Source organism: Lysinimonas soli, assembly GCF_042655435.1.
GTDB classification, from domain to species: Bacteria; Actinomycetota; Actinomycetes; order Actinomycetales; family Microbacteriaceae; genus Lysinimonas; species Lysinimonas soli.
Genome location: NZ_JBHSMG010000001.1, coordinates 1,351,845 through 1,370,502, shown reverse-complemented (window position 1 = coordinate 1,370,502; position 18,658 = coordinate 1,351,845). Strand labels below are relative to the sequence as shown.

Annotated in this window: 17 protein-coding genes; 10 read left to right on the top strand and 7 right to left on the bottom strand. The window is 70.9% G+C overall.

Annotated elements, in window-relative coordinates:
- Positions 1–27: 27 nt before the first annotated feature.
- Positions 28–1,059, bottom strand: coding sequence for an App1 family protein (locus ACFPJ4_RS06520; protein WP_386739786.1), 1,032 nt, complete (start codon positions 1,057–1,059; stop codon positions 28–30).
- Positions 1,060–1,183: 124 nt separating this feature from the next.
- Here ACFPJ4_RS06520 and ACFPJ4_RS06515 point away from each other — a divergent pair, with 124 nt between their 5' ends.
- The 5 genes from ACFPJ4_RS06515 to ACFPJ4_RS06495 all read left to right on the top strand — a co-directional run bounded on the left by ACFPJ4_RS06515 (position 1,184) and on the right by ACFPJ4_RS06495 (position 5,248).
- Entirely contained in the window at positions 1,184–1,837 is a 654-nt protein-coding gene (locus tag ACFPJ4_RS06515; protein WP_386739554.1) for a TetR/AcrR family transcriptional regulator, read from the top strand.
- 153 nt (positions 1,838–1,990) lie between these two features.
- Positions 1,991–2,893, top strand: a complete 903-nt coding sequence (locus tag ACFPJ4_RS06510) for an ABC transporter ATP-binding protein (protein ID WP_386739553.1) — start codon at positions 1,991–1,993, stop codon at positions 2,891–2,893.
- Positions 2,893–3,588, top strand: coding sequence for an ABC transporter permease (locus ACFPJ4_RS06505; RefSeq protein ID WP_386739552.1), 696 nt, complete (start codon positions 2,893–2,895; stop codon positions 3,586–3,588). The genes ACFPJ4_RS06510 and ACFPJ4_RS06505 overlap by 1 nt, the downstream gene beginning before the upstream one ends.
- Complete coding sequence (locus ACFPJ4_RS06500) at positions 3,585–4,325, top strand: ABC transporter permease (RefSeq protein WP_386739551.1); 741 nt, start codon at positions 3,585–3,587, stop codon at positions 4,323–4,325. Before ACFPJ4_RS06505 ends, ACFPJ4_RS06500 begins: the two co-directional genes overlap by 4 nt.
- A complete protein-coding gene (locus tag ACFPJ4_RS06495) occupies positions 4,322–5,248 on the top strand; it encodes an ABC transporter substrate-binding protein (protein WP_386739550.1) in 927 nt (308 codons plus the stop codon). Before ACFPJ4_RS06500 ends, ACFPJ4_RS06495 begins: the two co-directional genes overlap by 4 nt.
- Before the next feature lie 58 nt (positions 5,249–5,306).
- On the opposite strand, the gene ACFPJ4_RS06490 is transcribed toward ACFPJ4_RS06495, so the two are convergent.
- Complete coding sequence (locus tag ACFPJ4_RS06490; RefSeq protein WP_386739549.1) at positions 5,307–6,005, bottom strand: DedA family protein; 699 nt, start codon at positions 6,003–6,005, stop codon at positions 5,307–5,309.
- Positions 6,002–6,844 (bottom strand): aminotransferase class IV, encoded by an 843-nt coding sequence (locus tag ACFPJ4_RS06485; RefSeq protein WP_386739548.1) that lies wholly within the window; start codon positions 6,842–6,844, stop codon positions 6,002–6,004. Before ACFPJ4_RS06485 ends, ACFPJ4_RS06490 begins: the two co-directional genes overlap by 4 nt.
- A gap of 11 nt (positions 6,845–6,855) precedes the next feature.
- Here ACFPJ4_RS06485 and ACFPJ4_RS06480 point away from each other — a divergent pair, with 11 nt between their 5' ends.
- The 5 genes from ACFPJ4_RS06480 (at position 6,856) to holA (ending at position 15,052) form a co-directional block, all read left to right on the top strand.
- A complete protein-coding gene (locus ACFPJ4_RS06480; RefSeq protein WP_386739547.1) occupies positions 6,856–8,214 on the top strand; it encodes an anthranilate synthase component I family protein in 1,359 nt (452 codons plus the stop codon).
- Positions 8,215–8,351: 137 nt separating this feature from the next.
- Positions 8,352–10,877 (top strand): leucine--tRNA ligase, encoded by a 2,526-nt coding sequence (leuS, locus tag ACFPJ4_RS06475; protein WP_386739785.1) that lies wholly within the window; start codon positions 8,352–8,354, stop codon positions 10,875–10,877.
- 62 nt (positions 10,878–10,939) lie between these two features.
- Complete coding sequence (locus ACFPJ4_RS06470) at positions 10,940–11,596, top strand: helix-hairpin-helix domain-containing protein (RefSeq protein WP_386739546.1); 657 nt, start codon at positions 10,940–10,942, stop codon at positions 11,594–11,596.
- Positions 11,593–13,959 carry a ComEC/Rec2 family competence protein gene (locus ACFPJ4_RS06465; RefSeq protein WP_386739545.1) on the top strand — a complete coding sequence of 789 codons (2,367 nt, stop codon included), beginning with the start codon at positions 11,593–11,595 and terminating at the stop codon, positions 13,957–13,959. The genes ACFPJ4_RS06470 and ACFPJ4_RS06465 overlap by 4 nt, the downstream gene beginning before the upstream one ends.
- Before the next feature lie 25 nt (positions 13,960–13,984).
- Entirely contained in the window at positions 13,985–15,052 is a 1,068-nt protein-coding gene (gene holA, locus ACFPJ4_RS06460) for a DNA polymerase III subunit delta (RefSeq protein ID WP_386739544.1), read from the top strand.
- Positions 15,053–15,087: 35 nt separating this feature from the next.
- Here the strand turns inward: holA and ACFPJ4_RS06455 are convergent, their stop codons facing one another.
- From ACFPJ4_RS06455 to rpsT, 4 genes are all read right to left on the bottom strand, one after another.
- On the bottom strand, positions 15,088–16,410 hold the full coding sequence (locus ACFPJ4_RS06455) for an erythromycin esterase family protein (protein ID WP_386739543.1): 1,323 nt from the start codon (positions 16,408–16,410) through the stop codon (positions 15,088–15,090).
- Positions 16,407–17,063 carry a phosphoribosyltransferase gene (locus ACFPJ4_RS06450; protein ID WP_386739542.1) on the bottom strand — a complete coding sequence of 219 codons (657 nt, stop codon included), beginning with the start codon at positions 17,061–17,063 and terminating at the stop codon, positions 16,407–16,409. The genes ACFPJ4_RS06455 and ACFPJ4_RS06450 overlap by 4 nt, the downstream gene beginning before the upstream one ends.
- Positions 17,064–17,066: 3 nt before the next feature.
- Positions 17,067–18,128 carry a baeRF11 domain-containing protein gene (locus ACFPJ4_RS06445; protein ID WP_386739541.1) on the bottom strand — a complete coding sequence of 354 codons (1,062 nt, stop codon included), beginning with the start codon at positions 18,126–18,128 and terminating at the stop codon, positions 17,067–17,069.
- Positions 18,129–18,254: 126 nt separating this feature from the next.
- Positions 18,255–18,515: a 30S ribosomal protein S20 gene (gene rpsT, locus ACFPJ4_RS06440; RefSeq protein ID WP_386739540.1), complete on the bottom strand. Its 261-nt coding sequence runs from the start codon at positions 18,513–18,515 to the stop codon at positions 18,255–18,257.
- Between the last annotated feature and the right edge of the window lie 143 nt (positions 18,516–18,658).

Below are 18,658 nucleotides of genomic sequence, written 5' to 3'. Positions count from 1 at the left end.
TGTCCACGCTAGCCGTCGCTCCTCGCGCTACGCCGGACCGGTCGGCAGCAGGCCGAGGTTCTCCAGCTTGACCATCAGAGCCGCGCCGTCGTCGCCGTACACCCAGCGCGTTCGGCCGAGATCGTGCGTCTCGGCATCGCTGCGGCCGCCGGCGAGAACGGCCTCGCCGGGCGTGAGTCGTCGGATCGCGACCGCGGCCACGTTGCCGGGGTGGGCGGTGGCGAAGTCCCCGTAGATCTGCTCGTCGTGCTGACCGTCGTCGCCGATCAGCAGCCAGCGCATCCGGGGGAATTCGGTGGCGAGACGCTCAAGGCTCTCGGCCTTGTGCGCCGACCCGCTGCGGAACCAGCGGTCGTGAGTCGGGCCCCAGTCGGTCAGCAGCAGCGACCCCCGCGGGTAGAGATTGCGTTCGAGGAACCGGGTGAGCGTCGGCACGACGTTCCAGGCGCCGGTCGACAGATAGATGAACGGCGCGCCCGGGTGCGCCTGCTGGAGCCGGGTGTACAGCACCGCCATGCCCGGGACCGGACGCCGCGCGTGCTCGTCGAGCACGAAGGTGTTCCATGCGGCGAGCAGCGGACGAGGAAGCGCCGTGACCATGACGGTGTCGTCGACGTCGGAGACGACGCCGAATCCGACGCCGTCCTCGACGACGAAGACCGGGGCCTCGGCCTCATCCCCGGCGGCCCGCAAGGTGATCGCGACCCAGCCGCGCGGCATCCTGACCTGGATCGTGGCGTCCAACACGCCGCCCCGGTCCGAGCGGATCGTGCGCTGCTCGCCGCCGGCGACCACCTCCACCTCGATGTCGCCCAGCGGAATGCTGATGAAGCTGCGCCAGCCGCGGATGTTGGTGAACCGGTCCACGGGGGCGGCGCCGGGGCGTCTCAGCACCACCCGTCCGAGCACGCGGACCCAGTCCTCGGTTCCGTACCCGGCGAACGGGATGACGGTCGGCACCAGGCCGCGCCGCAGCCCTCTCCGCTGACGCCAGGCCTGCCACCCGTCCTCGAGCCGTGCAAGCCAATGCCGACGGGCATCGGCGGGGCTCGCCTTCATGGACATTTTCTCATTGTGGCACCCCGTGTTCTCGGCTGCGTGCCGAGGATCCCGAGATACAATCAGCACAACCTGCCCGATGGCACCCCGGTTTTCCGGGCAAAGAATTGCTGAGGAGACCCCCGTGACCGACACCGCCGTCATCGCATCTCGGACGGACGCCATCGCGACCATCCGCAACGAGCCCGTCCAGGCCCGAAGCACCGCCCGCCTCGCCGCCCTTCTCGACGCCGCCGCCCACGTGATCGACGAGATCGGCTACGAGCGCCTGACGACCGCGATGGTCGCGGAGCGCGCCGGCGCCTCGATCGGAACGGTCTACCGCTACTTCCCCGACCGGATCGCCGTGCTGCAGAGCCTTGCGGCGCGCAACGTCGAGCGCACCGGCGAGCGAGCCATCGCCGAGTTGTCCAGCCACTCGCACAACGAGTGGTCCGAGGCTCTGACGGCGTCGTACCGGATTCTCGTCGACGCGTTCCGTGACGAGCCGGGTTTCGCTGCCCTGCGCTACGGGGACGTGCTCGATCTGCGTCCGTTCGTGGGCGTGCCTGCGCTGCGCGTCCTGGCGGATCGCATGGCCGTCGTGCTGGTCGAGCGCTTCGGGATGAACGACACCCCCGAGGCGAGGCTCGCGATCGAGTCGGCGGTGACGCTGACCGACGCGATCGCGGCGGATGCCTTCCAGCGCGATCCGAGCGGCGACCAGCAGGTGCTCGCGCATGCGGGGATCGCGGCGCGGGCCCTGCTCGCGGAATACTTTCCCCGCTCCGCGCGCTGACACCCCGGAACACCGGGCACGCGCGACGAGCCGTTCGCGATGACGGCGGTGGCGAATAGTGTTCAGGTGAGGTGAGCTTCTGCGCCCTGTGCGTCGAAGCCGACGTGGGCACCGTGCTCCACGTGCGCCGCCGGACCGAGGGAGCGAGCGTCGATGATCGAGTTCCGCGGCGTCTCGAAGACCTATCCCGATGGCACGCTCGCCGTCGCCGACTTCAGCCTGGTGATCCCGGCGCGTCAGATCACCGTGCTCGTCGGGTCGAGCGGGTCGGGCAAGACCACGCTCATGCGCATGATCAACCGCATGGTCGACCCGAGCAGCGGGTCGATCGAGATCGACGGCCAGGACGTGTCGGGGATCGAGCCGGTCAAGCTGCGCCGCTCGATCGGGTATGTCATGCAGAACTCGGGGCTGCTGCCGCACCGCACCGTGGCCGACAACATCGCCACGGTGCCGCGGCTGACCGGGGTCTCGAAGGCGGCGGCGCGTGCCCGGGCCCTCGAACTGATGGATGTCGTGGGCCTGCAACGCTCGCTGGCCGACCGCTACCCGCACCAGCTCTCCGGCGGTCAGCAGCAGCGCGTCGGGGTCGCCCGCGGCCTCGCGGTCGACCCCAACATCCTGCTGATGGACGAGCCGTTCAGCGCCGTCGACCCGATCGTGCGCGACGAGCTCCAGCAGGAGGTGCTGCGCCTGCAGGCCGAGCTGGCCAAGACCATCGTCTTCGTCTCGCACGACATCGATGAGGCGTTCCTGCTCGGCGACCAGGTGGTCGTGCTCGAGCAGGGCGGCCGGATCGTGCAGCAGGGCGCGCCCGAGCAGATCCTGGCCAACCCGGCCAACGACTTCGTGGCCTCCTTCATCGGCGCGGATCGCGGCAAGCGGCGGCTGACCGTCAGCGACACGGTGGCGCAGGGCGACGATCGTCTGCTGGTAGATGCCGGCGGGTATCCGGTCGGCGTCATCGCGGCGCCGGGCGGCAAGCTCGCGATCGGCAACGCGAGCCCGAAGTCGCGCAGCGTCTCGAACAAGACGGACCAGGCGGGCGACGCCTGATGAACTGGGTGTGGATCGGCAGCAACCTCGGCCTGATCGGGGGGCGGATCGTGGAGCATCTCGCTCTCACCGCCCCACCGATCGTGGTCGGGCTGGTGCTCTCCATACCCCTCGGCTACGCGGCCAACCGCTCGAAGGTGGCGCGGTCGATCCTGCTGTCGCTCGGCGGCATCCTCTACACGATCCCGTCGATCGCGCTGCTGGTGCTCGTGCCGGTCGTGCTCGGGCTGGCGATCCTCAACCCCCTGAACCTGGTCTTCGCCCTCACCATCTACGCGGTCGCGATCATGGTGCGCTCGGCGGCCGACGCGTTCGCCTCCGTGTCACAGGACGTGCAGGCATCGGCGACCGCCATCGGATTCTCACGCCGCCAACGGTTCTTCGCGGTCGAACTGCCGCTCGCGGTCCCGGTGCTGCTGGCCGGCATCCGGGTGGTCTCGGTGAGCACGGTCAGCCTGGCGAGCGTGGGTGCACTGACCGGCATCGACCAGCTCGGCTCGTTCTTCACTGATGCCTTCCAGCGCTCCTTCCCGACCGAGGCGATCGTGGGCCTGGTCTGCATCCTGGCGCTGGCGGCCGTCTACGACGTGATCCTGTCGCAGATCGGGCGAGCGATCACCCCGTGGAACCGGACGCGGAAGGCGACCATGGCGTCGCCGAACGTCTATGCCCAGCCGCTCGGGGGTTCGCTGTGAACCTCTTCGTCGCAGCCTTCGCCTGGATCGTAGATCCGGCTCACTGGACCGCAGGTCCCGACATCTCGGGGCACCTGCTCGAGCATCTCGCCGTGAGCGGGCTGTGCGTGCTGATCGCGGTGGCGATCGCGTTGCCGATCGGCGTCGCGATCGGCCACACCGGTCGCGGCCGGGGAGCCGCCATCCTGATCAGCAACGTCGCCCGTGCGCTGCCGACGCTCGGCCTGCTGTCGATCCTGATCCTGCTGCTCGGGATCGGTCTGCTGCCGATCACCGTGGTACTGGTGATCCTGGCGATCCCACCGATGCTGGCCGGCGCCTACGCGGGCATCGAGTCCGTCGACCGACAGACCATCGACGCGGCACGCGCGCTCGGCATGACCGAGTGGCAGATCATCGTCCGAGTCGAGATCCCCCTGGCACTTCCCCTGCTCATCGGGGGTCTGCGTGCGACGGCTCTCCAGGTGATCGCGACGTTGGGAATCGCGTCCGCGTTCGCCTTCGGAGGTCTCGGCATCTATCTGATCAACGGCCTCGCCACGGCCGACTACACCCAGTTGCTCGGCGGCGCGATCCTGATCACCGCTCTCGCCCTCGTGGTCGACGGCGTACTCGCGCTCGTCCAACGCTTCGTGATCCCTCGCGGGGTCGTGATCGGCCGTTCCACGGCGGACGGCCCCCAGAAACGTGCGCGGGCACCTCGTCCGCGTGCCCTCCAGGAAGGTATGCAGTCATGAAGAGGCAATACAGAGGCATCATTGCGGGCATCGCAGTTGCGGCAGCCGCAGCGCTCGCCCTGACCGGATGCGCCAACTCAGGCACGCTCAGCGGCGGCGGAAGCACGACGAGCAAGACCTCGGTCGTCGTCGGCTCTGCCAATTTCCCCGAGAACGTCACGCTCGCCTACGTGTACGGCGAGGCCCTCGCGGCCGACGGCGTCACGGTGAGCTACAAGGTCAACATCGGAGCGCGGGCCGCCTACTTCTCGGCCCTGCAGAAGGGTGAGATCGATCTGGTCCCGGAGTACGCGGGCAGCATCCTGTCGTACCTCGACAAGACCGCCAACGCGAAGTCGGGTGCCGACGTCAAGACGGCGCTCGACGCCGCCCTGCCGAAGACCCTGACCGCTCTCGAGTTCAGCGAGGCGGCCGACTCCGACTCGCTCAACGTGACGGCCGACTACGCCAAGACCAACAACCTGACCTCGATCGCCGACCTGGCGAAGGTGTCGGGCAAGGTGATCCTGGCGGCCAACCCCGAGTTCGAGACGCGCCCCGACGGCCTTCCCGGCCTGAAGAGCGTGTACGGCCTGAGCAACATCACCTTCCAGGCGATCAACGACGGCGGCGGACCGGCGACGGCGAAGGCTCTGCAGGACAACACGGTGCAGGTGGCCGACATCTACTCGACGACCCCGTCGATCGTCGATGACAAGTTCGTCACGCTGACCGACCCGAAGAACCTCTTCGCGTCGCAACAGGTCGTTCCGATCGTCACCGCGAGCAAGGCGAGCAAGATCAGCGCCCTGCTCGACAAGGTGTCGGCGAAGCTGACCACGAAGGACCTGCTCGCGTTCAACAAGCGCACCGGCGGCGACGAGAAGGCCGATCCCAAGACGGTCGCCCTGGACTGGCTGAAAGCGAACGGCTTCACCAAGTAGCCAGGGACTGATCAGGAGGAGGGGTGGGTGCCCTGGCATCCACCCCTCCTTACCCTCCTTATTCTCGCGGCTTGCCGATGGCCGGTGGCGCGGTCGGCGGCGGCGTCTCGGGCGTGGCCGCCGGGTTCCAGTGGCGCGCCTCGCGGCGTTCGATGGCACGGCGGATCAGCAGAACGGCCGCGAAGAACGCCAGGACGACTCCTCCGAAGAGGTAGCCCGCCCAGTGCAGCTGGCTCGAGAGCTGACGGTAGCCTCCGGCGGCGAGCGTGCCGACGGTGACGTAAGCGGTCGCCCAGATGACACAGGCGGGGGCGGTCCAGGCGATGAAGCGGCGGTACCTCAGCTCGCTCATTCCGACGGTGAGCGGCACGAGCGAATGCAGGACCGGGAGGAACCGCGACACGAAGATCGCGATCCCGCCCCGACGGTCGACGTACTGTTCGGCGCGCACCCAGTTCGCCTCGCCCAGCCGGCGGCCCAGCCGGGAGGCGCGGATGCGATGACCGAACCACCAGCCGAGCGCGTAGCCGACGCTCTCGCCGGCCAGCGATCCGACGATGACGGCGACCAGCATCCCGAGGTACTCGGCCGGGTTCGAGACCCCGGTGCTCGCGACGAGCACGATCGTGTCGCCGGGAATGAGCAGCCCGATCAGGATCGTCGTCTCGCAGAACATCCCGGCGGCCGCGAGCAGCGTGCGCGTGATCGGGTCGACGTCGTGGACGATCGCGAGGATCCAGCCGAGCGGATCGATCATGCCACCTCTTCCGCAGCGGCCGGCAACGGCTTGCGCAGGGCGTCGAGCCGCGTCCGCCAGGCGTCCAGCCGTCCGGGCTGTTCGGCGGTGGCGGATCCATCGACCCAGCCGGTGACGATCCGGATGCCGTGCAGCGCGTTCAGCGCCCACACCTCGAGCCCGTCCAACTGCTCCGGCGCGACCGCGTCGTGCAGCACGTCCACACCGGTCGCCGCCGCCAGCGCCAGTACGCTGCGCACCGTCACCCCGTCGACGCGGGGCAGGTCGAGCGAGGGGACGCAGATCGCATCGCCGAGCCACCAGGCGATGCTCGTGGTCGACCCATCGCAGACGGATCCGGAGCCGTTCGCCGCGCTCAACAGGACCGCCTCGTCGGCGCCGCGTGCTTGAGCGTCGGTGCGCAACCGGGTCATCGCCTCCAGGTCGGGACCCTTGATCCACGGCTCGGTGCGCGGGTCGCGCCCGCGGTGGGTGGCGAGCACGATCGAACGGCGGCGCTCGGGGGCCGGGCGCAGCCGGAACAGCAGTTCGGGGGCGTCATGCTGCACGCGCAACTCGACCCGCGGAAACCAGTCCCCGCTGCGCGGCACGGCGGCGATCGCCGTGTCCCAGTACGCCTCGAGATCGAGGGACTCCACGTCGGCGCGCACCCCGCGCTCCGCGGCCATGCGCGTCACGGCGTCGAAGAATCGGGCCCGGTGCAGCCCGATCGCGAGCACGGTGCCCTCGGTGACGAGCCAGGAATCGGCGGCGAGAATGGTCGCGGGGGCGACATCGCAGTCGTCGCGCGCACTCAACCCTCCGGCCTGCCACCGAAACGTCGTCGCCGTCGCGCTCATACTCTAAGGCTATGCATCCGACGCTGCTCCGGTCGCCCCTCGGCACGGGGTTCGACGCGGCGACCGTCTTCGCCGCGCTCTACGGCGGGCGCGACGACGTGTTCTGGCTCGACAGCGGGCCCGCCGGAATGAGCTATCTCGGCGCCGGCACGCCGGTCGAGGTCGACGACGCCACGGTCTGGGAGATGCTGCGCGCCGTGCCGCAGGGCGTGGTCGCCGCGGATGACGCCCCTGCCTTCCGGCTCGGCGCGGTCGGGTGGCTCGGCTACGAACTGCGCGGGGGCACGACCGGGGTGGCCGTCTCGAGGCCGTCGCGGTATCCCGATGCCGCGTTCCTCCGCGTGGACAGGGCGATCGCGATCGACGCCGCGACCGGCGCCGCCGAACTGCTCGTGCGGGACGATGACGACGCCGCGGCCGTGGGGCGGTGGCGCGAGGAGGTGCTGGCCCTGCAGGGGACCGCGCCCCCGGCTCCGGGGCGGAGCAGCCAGGCGCCGCCGACCGTGCACTGGCACGACTCGGACGCGCGTTACCTCGCCAATGTGGCGGCCTGCCAGCGTGCGATCCACGACGGCGAGGCCTACCAGCTCTGCCTCACGACCGAAGCCGAGGTGGAGGGCGCCTTCGATCCGCTCGGGGTCTATCTGGCGCTGCGAGCGTCGAGCGTGACGCATCACGGTGCGCTGATCAGGATCGGCGGCGTCAGCCTGCTGAGCGCCTCGCCCGAGCGCTTCCTCGACATCGATCCGAGCGGTGTCGTGACGACGCGCCCGATCAAGGGAACCCGTCCGCGCGGCAGCGCCGCCGCCGCCGACGCGGCGCTCGCGGCCGAACTGCGCGCGAGCGAGAAGGAGCGCGCCGAGAACCTGATGATCGTCGACCTCATGCGCAACGACCTCGCGCGGGTCTGCGAGCTCGGGTCGGTCGCGGTCACCGAATTGCTCGAGGTGGAAAGCTACCCGCACGTGCACCAGCTGGTCAGCACCGTGCGCGGGCAGCTGGCCGCCGGCCGCCGGCCGATCGACGCGATCGAGGCGTGCTTCCCGGCGGGATCGATGACCGGTGCGCCCAAGATCCGTGCGACCCAGCTTCTCGACGAACTCGAGGGCCGGGCCCGGGGGCTGTACGCGGGCGCCTTCGGTTACGTCGGTCTCGACGGGCGCGTCGATCTGGCGATGAGCATCCGGAGCATCGTGCTCGACCCGCGCGGTGCCACCGTGGGCACGGGAGGGGGCATCACGGCGCTGTCGGTGCCCGAGGAGGAGCTGGCCGAAGCCAAGCTCAAGGCGGCGGCGCTGCTCGCGGCCCTGGGCGTCAGCGGGCCGGGAACAGCGGCGGCCGGTCGCCGGTTGGGTACTGTGGATGCTTGATCGCAGCGCCTGCCCGCTCGGCCCGGTCGCATCCGATCCCCCTCGCAACGAATGAGAGCTCCGTGACCTTGCAGGACAGCACCGCGCCCGACCGCACGGCCCCCGCCCGGGGCGACAGCGCCCGCGCCGACGATGCGCTGGAGTACGACTTCGACCGCATCCAGCAGAAGTGGCTGGCACGCTGGGAGCAGACGAAGCCCTTCCAGGTCGACGACGACGGCAACGCCAAGCCGCGCAAGTACATCCTCGACATGTTCCCGTACCCCTCGGGCGACCTGCACATGGGGCACGCCGAGGCGTTCGCCTACGGCGACATCGTGGCGCGCTACTGGCGTCAGCAGGGTTTCAACGTGCTGCATCCGATCGGCTGGGACTCGTTCGGTCTGCCCGCCGAGAACGCGGCGATCAAGCGGGGAACCGACCCGCGCGAGTGGACCTACGCCAACATCGCGCAGCAGAAGGCGAGCTTCAAGCTCTACGGCAACAGCTTCGACTGGAGCCGCGAACTGCACACAAGCGACCCCGAGTACTACAAGTGGAACCAGTGGCTGTTCCTCAAGCTGTACGAGAAGGGCCTCGCGTACCGCAAGGACAGCTGGGTCAACTGGGATCCGGTGGACCAGACGGTGCTCGCCAACGAGCAGGTGCTCGCCGATGGCACGAGTGAGCGCTCCGGCGCGGTCGTGGTCAAGAAGAAGCTGACCCAGTGGTACTTCAAGATCACCGACTACGCCGACCGGCTGCTCGACGACCTGAACCAACTCGAGGGCTCGTGGCCCGCCAAGGTCATCGCGATGCAGCGCAACTGGATCGGCCGTTCGATCGGCGCCGACGTCGACTTCGTGATCGAGGGGCATCCGACCCCCGTCACGGTCTTCACGACGCGCCCCGACACCCTGTTCGGCGCGACCTTCATGGTCGTCGCTCCCGACTCCGAGTTGGCCGCCGAGCTGGCCGCGGGCTCGACACCCGAGGTGCAGGAGGCGTTCGCGGCCTACCTGGAGCAGGTGCAGAAGTCCACCGAGGTGGAACGGCAGGATGCCGGCCGCGAGAAGACCGGCGTTCCGCTGGGCCGCTGGGCGATCAACCCCGTGAACGGGGAGCGGATGCCGGTCTGGACGGCCGACTACGTGCTCGCCGACTACGGCCACGGCGCCGTCATGGCGGTTCCCGCGCACGACCAGCGCGACCTGGACTTCGCCATCCGGTTCGGTCTGCCGGTCAGGGTCGTCGTCGACACCAACGCCCCGGTCACCGGGGCCATCCCGGTCATCACGCCCGAGATGCTCGAGGCCGGCGACCTGCCCGCGCAGAACCCGTTCGAGACCGGGGTCGCCCTGAGCGGCGCGGGGCGGATGATCAACTCGGGTCCGCTCGACGGGCTCAGCAAGCAGAACGCCATCCAGCGCGTCATCGAGCTGCTCGAGTCGGCGGGGACCGGTCGTGCCGCCAAGACCTACCGGCTGCGCGACTGGCTGATCTCGCGTCAGCGCTACTGGGGCACCCCGATCCCGATCCTGCACGCCGAAGACGGCTCGCTGCATCCGGTGCCCGAGAGCGAGCTGCCGGTGCGCCTGCCGGCCTCGGCCGGGCTCGACCTCAAGCCGAAGGGCAAGTCGCCCCTGGGGGCGGCATCCGACTGGGTGAACGTCACGCTGCCGGACGGCCGGTCGGCCACCCGGGACCCCGACACGATGGACACCTTCGTCGACAGCTCCTGGTACTTCCTGCGCTTCCTCGATCCGAATGACGACACCCGTGCCTTCGATCCCAAGAACGCGGACAAGTGGGCCCCCGTCGACCAGTACGTGGGCGGCGTGGAGCACGCGATCCTGCACCTGCTGTACGCGCGCTTCATCACCAAGGTGCTGTTCGATCTGGGCTACCTGAACTTCACGGAGCCGTTCAGCGCTGTGCTGAACCAGGGCATGGTGCTCATGGACGGGTCGAAGATGTCGAAGTCGAAGGGCAACCTGGTCGAATTCGCCAGCGAGCTGAGCGCCCACGGCGCCGACGCCCTGCGCCTGACGATGGCCTTCGCTGGCCCGCCCGAGGACGACATCGACTGGGCGGATGTCTCGCCCACCGGCTCGGCCAAGTTCCTGGCCCGCGCCTGGCGCATCTCGGGAGAGGTCACCTCCTCGCCCGAGGTCGAGTGGAAGGGCGGCGACCTCGCCTTGCGCCGCCAGACCCACCGGCTGCTGGCCGACGCCCCGGGGCTGCTCGAGGCCTTCAAGTTCAACGTCGTGGTCGCGCGCCTGATGGAGCTGGTCAACGCCATCCGCAAGACCATCGACGCCGGACCCGGGGCGGGCGATCCGGCGGTGCGCGAGTCGATCGAGGCCGTCACGGTGCTGCTGAGCCTGTTCTCGCCCTACACGGCCGAGGACATGTGGGAGCGTCTCGGCTACGAGGGGAGCGTCGCGTTCGCCGGACTGCGTAAGCCCGACCCGACCCTGCTGGTCGAGGAGTCGATCACCGCGATCGTGCAGGTCGACGGCAAGGTGCGCGATCGCCTCGAGGTCTCGCCGACGATCCACGCCGATGAGCTCGAGAGGCTGGCACGCGCCTCGGAGGCGGTGGCCCGCTCGATCGGCGACCGCGAGATCGTCAACGTGATCGTGCGCGCCCCGCGCGTCGTCAACATCGCCACCAAGGGCTGATCGGCTCACACCCGCGCCGGTCGAGGCCTCGGAGCGCGGGGGAGCGCGCCTAGCCTTCCGGCATGAGCGCGGTTCCCGCCCCCGATGCCCGTCGCGCCCGCGTGCGCGTCGGGGCGGGGGCCGCGCTCGTCCTCGTCCTGCTCGGGCTCGGGTGCGCCGTGGTCGTGACGGCCGTGACGCCGCGCGGGGCGAGCTCGGTCGTGGCGCCGTCGTCTCCGGCCCCGAGCACCGCGCCGGGTCCGCGACAGAGCTCGGCCGCGGGCTCCGGATCAGGCACGGGCGGAGCGGCCGTCATCTACGTGCACATCCTCGGCCAGGTGAACGAGCCGGGTCTCTACGCCCTGCACGACGGCGACCGGGGGGTGGATGTCGTCGCCGCGGCCGGCGGATTCACCTCGGCGGCCGATCCCGGCGGCCTCAATCTCGCGCGCTTCCTGAGCGACGGGGAGCAGATCGTCGTGCCCGCGGTCGGCGAGGCGGTCGTGGCGGGGTCCGGCGCGGCGGGGCCCGGTGCCGGCACGGTCGGCGGCAAGGTCAATCTCAACACCGCCGACGAGGCCACCCTCGAGACCCTGCCGCGGGTCGGGCCGGCGATGGCGGCCCGCATCCTGGCCTGGCGCGCGGCGAACGGCCGCTTCACGGCGATCGAAGACCTGATGAGCGTCTCGGGCATCGGCGAGAAGACCTTCGATGGGCTCAAGGACCTCGTGACGGTGTGAGCATCTCGGTCGCGGCGCGCGCGGCGGTGGCTCGCCCGGCGGTCTCGGATCTGCGGCTGCTCCCCGCAGCCGTCGCGGCATGGACGGGAGCGGCCGTCGCGGTTGCGGCACCGGCCTCGGCGGCGACCGTCGCGATCGCGATCGCGCTCTGGATCGCGGCCCTGTCGGCGGTTGTGCTCCACCTCCCCGGGGCCTGGCGCGGGATCGTCGCGATCACCCTCGCTGGCGGGGCTCTCGTGACGAGCTCGGTGGCGGCGCACGCGACCGAGCGGTCGCCCGAGCTCCTCCGCGAGGCGGCTCACGCGGGCCGCATGGTCGAGTTCGTCGTGGAGGTGACGGGCCGGGCGGCCGACGGTCGGATCCCGGTCGCCGTGCGGACCGCCCGAGTGGGCGGGACGGCGGCAGACCTGTCGACCCCGGTGCTCGTCTTCGGCGATCGTGGGGATGACGTGATCCGAGAGGCGCGGATCGGCGAGCGGCTGCGGCTCAGCGGAACGCTCTCCGCGACCGAGCCGGGGGACGACGTCTCGTTCCTTCTGTTCCTGCGGGGGCACGCGGTGGCGGCCGGCGCGCCACCCCCGCTGCTCGCCGCGGCGGATCGGGTGCGCGCGGACTTCCGGGACGCGGCATCCGGACTGCCCGGCGACGGCGCCGAACTGCTTCCCGGTCTCGCGATCGGCGACACCAGCTCGGTCGGAGCGAGCCTCGACGACGCGATGAAGGTCTCCTCGCTGAGCCACCTGACCGCCGTGTCCGGCGCGAACTGCGCGATCGTCGTCGGGCTCGCGCTCGCCCTTGGCGCAGCGATCGGTCTGCCACGCCTGGGCCGGGTCGCGGTCGCCGCCGTCACCCTCGCCGGTTTCGTCGTGCTCGTCACGCCCGAGCCGAGCGTCCTCCGCGCCGCCGTCATGGCGGCCGTGGCGCTCCTCGCGCTCGCAGCGGGTCGCCCCGCGCGAGGCCTGCCCCTGCTGTGCGTCGCGGTCGTCGTGCTGCTCGCGCTCGACCCCTGGCTCGCGCGCAGCTACGGGTTCGCCCTCTCGGTGCTCGCGACGGCCGGGTTGCTCCTGCTGGCCCGCCCGATCGCCGAGGTCATCGCCCGTGTGCTTCCCCGCGGCCTCGCCCTCGTGCTCGCCGTGCCGATCGCCGCCCAGCTCGCCTGCCAGCCGGTGCTGCTGCTACTCACCCCGTCGCTTCCGCTCTACGGGGTCGTCGCGAATCTGCTCGCCGAACCGGCAGCGGCGCCCGTGACGGTTCTCGGCCTGGCCGCCTGCGTCGTCGCCCCGGTCTTCCCGCCCCTCGCGACCGTGCTGGCGGCGATCGCCTGGGTGCCGGCCAGCTGGATCGCGGCCGTCGCCGCCTTCTTCGCCGGCCTCCCGGGGGCGCGGGCGGCATGGCCGACCGGTGCCGTCGGGGTCGCGCTCGTCATCGCGCTCACGATGGCCGCCCTCGGCGCCGCGCTCCGAGGCGTTCCTCCTCCGCTGCGGCGGATCGCGCGTGCGGCGACGGCGATTGCGCTGGTGGGCTACCTGGCCACTCTCGCGGGCACGCGTCTTGTCGACTCGGTGACGCGTCCGAGCGACTGGCAGTTCGCGATGTGCGACGTGGGGCAGGGCGATGCGACGGTGATCCGCAGCCAGGGGATGGTCGCCCTCGACGACACCGGGCGGGATCCGAAACTGCTGAAGGCCTGCCTCGACGAGCTCGGGGTCAGCCGCATCGACCTGCTCGTGCTGACGCACTACGACCTCGACCACATCGGCGGCGTCTCCGCCGTGTACGGCAAGGTGGCGCGGGCACTCATCGGGCCGCCGAGCGACGCCGGCGACACCCGCATCGCGAACGAGCTGCGCGCGAACGGGGCCGAGGTCGACCAGGTGTCGCGCGGCGCAGCCGGCGCTCTCGGCGAGCTGCGCTGGGACGTGCTCTGGCCCCCGTCCCGCGGTGTGGAGCCGGGCAATCCCGCGAGTGTGACGTTGCGGCTGACGCCAGCGGGCGACTGCGTGCAGGGATGCCTCAGCGGCATCCTCCTGGGCGACCTGGGCGAGCTCTCCCAGGCCCGGCTGCTCGGCAGCACTGCCCTGGAGCCGGTCGACGTCGTCAAGGTCGCGCACCACGGCTCTGCCGATCAGTCCGCGCGATTGTACGAGCGGTTGCGCGCAACGGTCGGACTGATCGGGGTGGGCGCGGACAACGACTACGGGCATCCGACTTCGGCTCTGCTCGGTATCCTCGCCGCGGTCGGCACGAGGGCGGAGCGCACCGATCTCGACGGGCTCATCCTGATCGCCCCGGGTGCGGCCGACGGCGAGCTGCGCCTCTGGACCCAGAAGGGCTCGACGGCCGATGCCGGGAGCGGCGGATAGTCTGAGTTCGACGAGAGGACGGCGGATGGCGCGACCGAGCGGCAGAGCACCGGGCGGCAAAGCACCGGCGAGCCGGTCGTCGGGCACCTCGAAGGCGGTGATCCCGCAGCTCGCCTGGGACGCGGTGCGCCCCGCCGCGGTCGTGCTGGTCAGCGGCACCGAGACCGTGCTGGCCGATCGGTCGATCCGGCAGCTGCGCGACATCCTGAAGGCCGAAGACCCGTCGCTCGAGGTCTCGGACCTCGACGCGGGCTCCTACGCGCCCGGCGAGCTCATCACCCTGGCGAGCCCGTCGCTGTTCGGCGAGCCGCGCCTCATCCGGGTCGAGAACGTCGAGAAGAGCAGCGACGCCTTTCTCGAGGAGGCGCTCGCCTACCTGGCGGCTCCCGCCGACGACACCTCGCTCGTGCTGCGGCACGCCGGAGGGGTTCGCGGCAAGAAGCTGCTCGACGCGATCCGCGGCGGCCTCGGCGGCGGCATCGAGATCGTCTGCGCCGAGCTCAAGCGCGACTCCGACAAATTCGACTTCGTCGCGGCCGAGTTCACGGCGGCCCGCCGGCGCATCACCGGGGGAGCGCAGCGCGCCCTCGTGAACGCCTTCAGCGACGACCTGGCCGAGCTCGCCGCCGCCTGCCAGCAGCTGCTCGCCGACGCGAGCGACGAGATCACCGAGTCGATCGTCGACCGCTACTACGCGGGGCGCGTCGAGACCACGGCGTTCGCCGTCGCGGATGCCGCGATCGCCGGTCGTCACGGTGAGGCGCTCGGCCTGCTGCGGCACGCGCTCGCCTCGGGGGCGGATCCCGTCCCGATGGTCGCAGCCTTCGCCAGCAAGGTGCGCACCATGGCCAAGCTCTCGGGTGCGCGCGGTAGTTCCGGTGAGCTCGCCCAGCGCTTCGGTCTCGCCCCCTGGCAGGTCGATCGGGCCAGGCGCGACCTGCAGGGTTGGAGCGACGAGGGGCTCGGCCGCGCGATCGAGGCCCTCGCGGCGACCGACGCGCAGGTCAAGGGCGGCGGGCGCGATCCGGTCTACGCCCTGGAGCGCATGGTCGAGCACATCTCGTCGCGCGGCGAGACCCGCGGGGTGCGCTGACCCACGTCGACCGGCCGGACCCGCTGCGGACCCGGCTAGAAGCCGGTCGGCTCGGTCTCGTACTCCGGGCCCGGTGTCGAGGGCTCATGGCTCAGCGGCACGAGCGCTTCCGTCTGATCGAACCAGATCAGCGCGTCGTAGCGGGCGCCCATGACGGTCGGCACGTAGTTGCCGCGTTCGCGCGCCGGGTCGTAGACCACACCGATCGCGCGGTGGTCGAGCGTGGCCGCGAGCCAGGGACGGCGGCGCTCGGTGGGGAAGACCAGCACCGACGGGCCGTCGAGGGCCCGGTACAGCAGGTCCTCGTGGCTGCCCGGCCGTGACTCCGGCACGGGGAGGACGCGCTCGCGTTCGCCCCACGCCGGGGCCGCGATCACGCTGCCCCGTTGTCCGGCGAAACCGATGAGCAGCACCCCGTCCGAGGCGTGCCGTTCGCGCAGCAGCTGGCCGACGTTGACCATCCCGGCGCCGCGCATGTCGGTCGCGCGCGCATCGCCGACGTGGGTGTTGTGCTCCCAGACGATTCCGCGGGACTTCTCACCGAAGTGCTTCGCGAGCCGGTCGATCGTGTCGACCATGTGGATGTCGCGGACGTTCCACGACAGGCGATCGGCCCGCACCATGGCGCGGTAGTAGCGCTCGGCCCCCGTCGCGACCTCGGCGTTCTGCTCGGCGTCGAAGGCGTCGTCCCCGTCGTGCGCCGCCTCGCGTCGCACGCGGGCCAGCAGCTCGACGACGTCGTTCTCGCACGACTCGGGCACCATCCGCGTGCTCCAGGCGTAGCGCTGCGGGTCCTCGCCGTACGGCACGAAGCACTGCCAGGCGTGCATGGCCTCGGGCAGGGCATCCGGCGCGTTCTGCTGCACCCAGCCGATGATGCGGTCGAGGGAGTCCCAGAGCGAGTAGATGTCCAGCCCGTAGAACCCGACCCGGGATGCCGGGGGGCGCTGGTCGTTCCACTCCCGCAGCCAGTCGAGGAAGTCGGCGACGTCGGAGTTCGCCCACATCCAGGTGGGCCAGCGCGAGAACGAGGCCAGCACCGCGCGGGCGTCCCGCGCGCTCGGATCCAGTCCGCGCACCCACCGGTCGATGCGCCAGCAGTCCGGCCAGTCCCCTTCGACCCCGATCCAGTCGATGCGGCCGTCTTCGATGAGGCGTCGGCTGAGTGCGGCACGCCAGCTGTAGTACTCGTGGGTGCCGTGCGACGCCTCGCCGATCGCGATGAACCGCGCCGAACGAGCGCGCTCGACGAGCGGCTCAAGGTCGGTCTCGCTCACCAGCGGTCGCGCGAGGTCGCGGATGTCGCGCAGCAGCGACTCCTCCGACGACACCGTTCCGGTTGCCCTGCTGTCGATCATGGCTCGTCCTTTCGCGCGTTCCGGGCGGCGGCCGTCAGCAACTCGAGCACCTCGGCGTCCTCGGTGGCCGAGAAGTCGAGGTAGTAGGCCCCGACGGCGCCGAACGACTGCGAGACCCACGGGCACACGATCCGATCCGCGTCGTGGAACTGGGCGATCGCGTCCGAGGAGGCCACCGGCGTGGCCAGCACGACGCTCGCGGCTCCGCGGTGCCGGGCGACGCGGCAGGCTGCGGTCGAGGTCGCCCCGGTGGCGATCCCGTCATCCACGATCACGACGGTGCGACCGCGCAGCTCGACCGGGGGCCGCACGCGGCGCACGGTCGCGACCCGGGCATCCATCACGGCGCGCTCGCGACGCTCCACCTCATCGAGCTGATGCGAGGTCACCTGGGCGCGCGCGATCAGCGTCTCGTCGATCACGCGCACCCCGTCTTCGCCGATCGCCCCCATGGCGACCTCCGGCTGCCAGGGGACGCCGAGCTTGCGCACCACGATGACGTCGAGCGGCGCGTTCAGCCGTTCCGCGATCTCCGCGGCGACCGGCACCCCGCCTCGGGGCAGGCCGATGACCACGGGGTCGTGCAGCTCCAGGGGCGCGAGCGACTCCGCGAGACGTCGTCCCGCATCGCGCCGATCCCGGTAGGGCTGCATGGCTCAGCCGACTTCGACCTGGTCCGCGTCCACCGGATAACGCAGGATGGCGGCGGCCGGCCGGTGCCCCGGAAGGGCGGCCGTGGGCGCGGCGATGACGATGCGGGCACCGCCCTCGTGCGCCGCACGCGCCACGTCTTCGACGGCGTCGACCTCGTCCGAGCGGTCGAGATCGACGAACAGGGTGTCGATGGCGCCCAGACGCCCGGCGGCCAGCACGACGGCCGGCTCGTCGGCCACGAGGTCCCGGTCGGGGAACTCGGCGAGTCGCGCGAGCTCGCGGTCGCGCACGGCGGCGCGTTCACGGGCCACGGCGGCGACCGCCGCGACGGCGAGCTCGTCGGGGGTCTGCTCATCGGCGTTGCCGACGAGCCCGGGGTGGGCGAGCCGCGGGTGCCGCGACAGCTCACCGAAGAGGCCGGCGAGGGGCTCCGCCGCGGCCACGACCAGCAGGGTCTCGGCGTCGACGACCTCGGCGAGGGCCTCATCGATCGCGTGAATGTACTGGCGCTGGCGGATGGTCGGCTCTTCGGAGGTGCGCAGGTGGGAGAGGGTCTCCCGATCGTTCGTCAGGTCGAGGGCATCGAAGCTCCGCAGATCCTGAGGCAGCCCCGGCACCGGAACGATCCGTGGCGGCTCGACGTCGGCATCCACGAGGCGCACGGCGTTCTGCGAGAGGGCGAGCACCATCACCGGGATCCGGGAGTCGAGATCGGCGAGCAGCGGAGCGACGAAGAAGCGGTCCGCGGTCTGGACCCGGGCGCCGGCATCGGGGGCGGTCGGAAGGCCCTGGAGCGGAACGGTCCGCACCTCGGTGGGCGTCGCGAAGATCGCCGCACCGCCCGGAACGTGGGCCCGGATGTCGCCGGACACATCCCGCAAGCCGTCGAGCACGGCGGTGCGCGTGGCGTCGTCCTGCTCGTCGCGCAGCAGCAGGCTGGCGGCGTGGATCGCGTCATCGAGGTCGGCTCGCGGCCCCGTCTCGGTGTAGACCGTCACGCAGACGCCGCGACGGTCGATGATCCCCTCCAGCTCGTGGGCGGACAGGGGTCGCAGTGCAGTCATCTCGTCTCCTTGTGCGTCGCCTCCGATCATCGACCGCGGCCGCCGGAGCAGACAGAGCCGAAGGTCCCGAGAGACGACGAACGGGCCGCGCTCCCAGAGCACGGCCCGTGACGACGAGGGCGACGACTAGAGCGCAGCGACCTGCTTCGCGATCGCGCTCTTCTTGTTCGCGGCCTGGTTGGCGTGGATCACGCCCTTGCTGGTGGCCTTGTCGAGCTTCTTCGTGGCCAGCTTGAGGGCGGCATCCGCCTTCTTCTTGTCGCCGGCGACGATCGCCTCACGGGTCGAGCGGATGGCGGTCTTGAGCTCGCTCTTAACGGCCTTGTTGCGCTCCTGGGCCTTCTTGTTGGTGCCGATGCGCTTGATCTGCGACTTGATGTTCGCCATGAAGGTATCTGTCTTTCGTTACGTGGGTGTGGAGTGTCGCCGGGATGAGCGGCCAGTCTTTCGGCGAATGAACGCCGTGGGCGTCTCCGGCCAATCGCGTGGTGGAAACCACACGCAAACCAACGTGCAACGTTACCAGGTCG

Excerpts from the sequence above, each read along its gene's own strand:
- ACFPJ4_RS06520 (WP_386739786.1), bottom strand. The coding sequence starts at position 1,059 with ATGAAGGCGAGCCCCGCCGATGCCCGTCGGCATTGGCTTGCACGGCTC.
- ACFPJ4_RS06510 (WP_386739553.1), top strand. The coding sequence starts at position 1,991 with ATGATCGAGTTCCGCGGCGTCTCGAAGACCTATCCCGATGGCACGCTC.
- ACFPJ4_RS06505 (WP_386739552.1), top strand. The coding sequence starts at position 2,893 with ATGAACTGGGTGTGGATCGGCAGCAACCTCGGCCTGATCGGGGGGCGG.
- ACFPJ4_RS06495 (WP_386739550.1), top strand. The coding sequence starts at position 4,322 with ATGAAGAGGCAATACAGAGGCATCATTGCGGGCATCGCAGTTGCGGCA.
- ACFPJ4_RS06490 (WP_386739549.1), bottom strand. The coding sequence starts at position 6,005 with ATGATCGATCCGCTCGGCTGGATCCTCGCGATCGTCCACGACGTCGAC.
- ACFPJ4_RS06485 (WP_386739548.1), bottom strand. The coding sequence starts at position 6,844 with ATGAGCGCGACGGCGACGACGTTTCGGTGGCAGGCCGGAGGGTTGAGT.
- ACFPJ4_RS06480 (WP_386739547.1), top strand. The coding sequence starts at position 6,856 with ATGCATCCGACGCTGCTCCGGTCGCCCCTCGGCACGGGGTTCGACGCG.
- ACFPJ4_RS06470 (WP_386739546.1), top strand. The coding sequence starts at position 10,940 with ATGAGCGCGGTTCCCGCCCCCGATGCCCGTCGCGCCCGCGTGCGCGTC.
- holA (WP_386739544.1), top strand. The coding sequence starts at position 13,985 with ATGGCGCGACCGAGCGGCAGAGCACCGGGCGGCAAAGCACCGGCGAGC.
- ACFPJ4_RS06455 (WP_386739543.1), bottom strand. The coding sequence starts at position 16,410 with ATGATCGACAGCAGGGCAACCGGAACGGTGTCGTCGGAGGAGTCGCTG.
- ACFPJ4_RS06450 (WP_386739542.1), bottom strand. The coding sequence starts at position 17,063 with ATGCAGCCCTACCGGGATCGGCGCGATGCGGGACGACGTCTCGCGGAG.
- ACFPJ4_RS06445 (WP_386739541.1), bottom strand. The coding sequence starts at position 18,128 with ATGACTGCACTGCGACCCCTGTCCGCCCACGAGCTGGAGGGGATCATC.
- rpsT (WP_386739540.1), bottom strand. The coding sequence starts at position 18,515 with ATGGCGAACATCAAGTCGCAGATCAAGCGCATCGGCACCAACAAGAAG.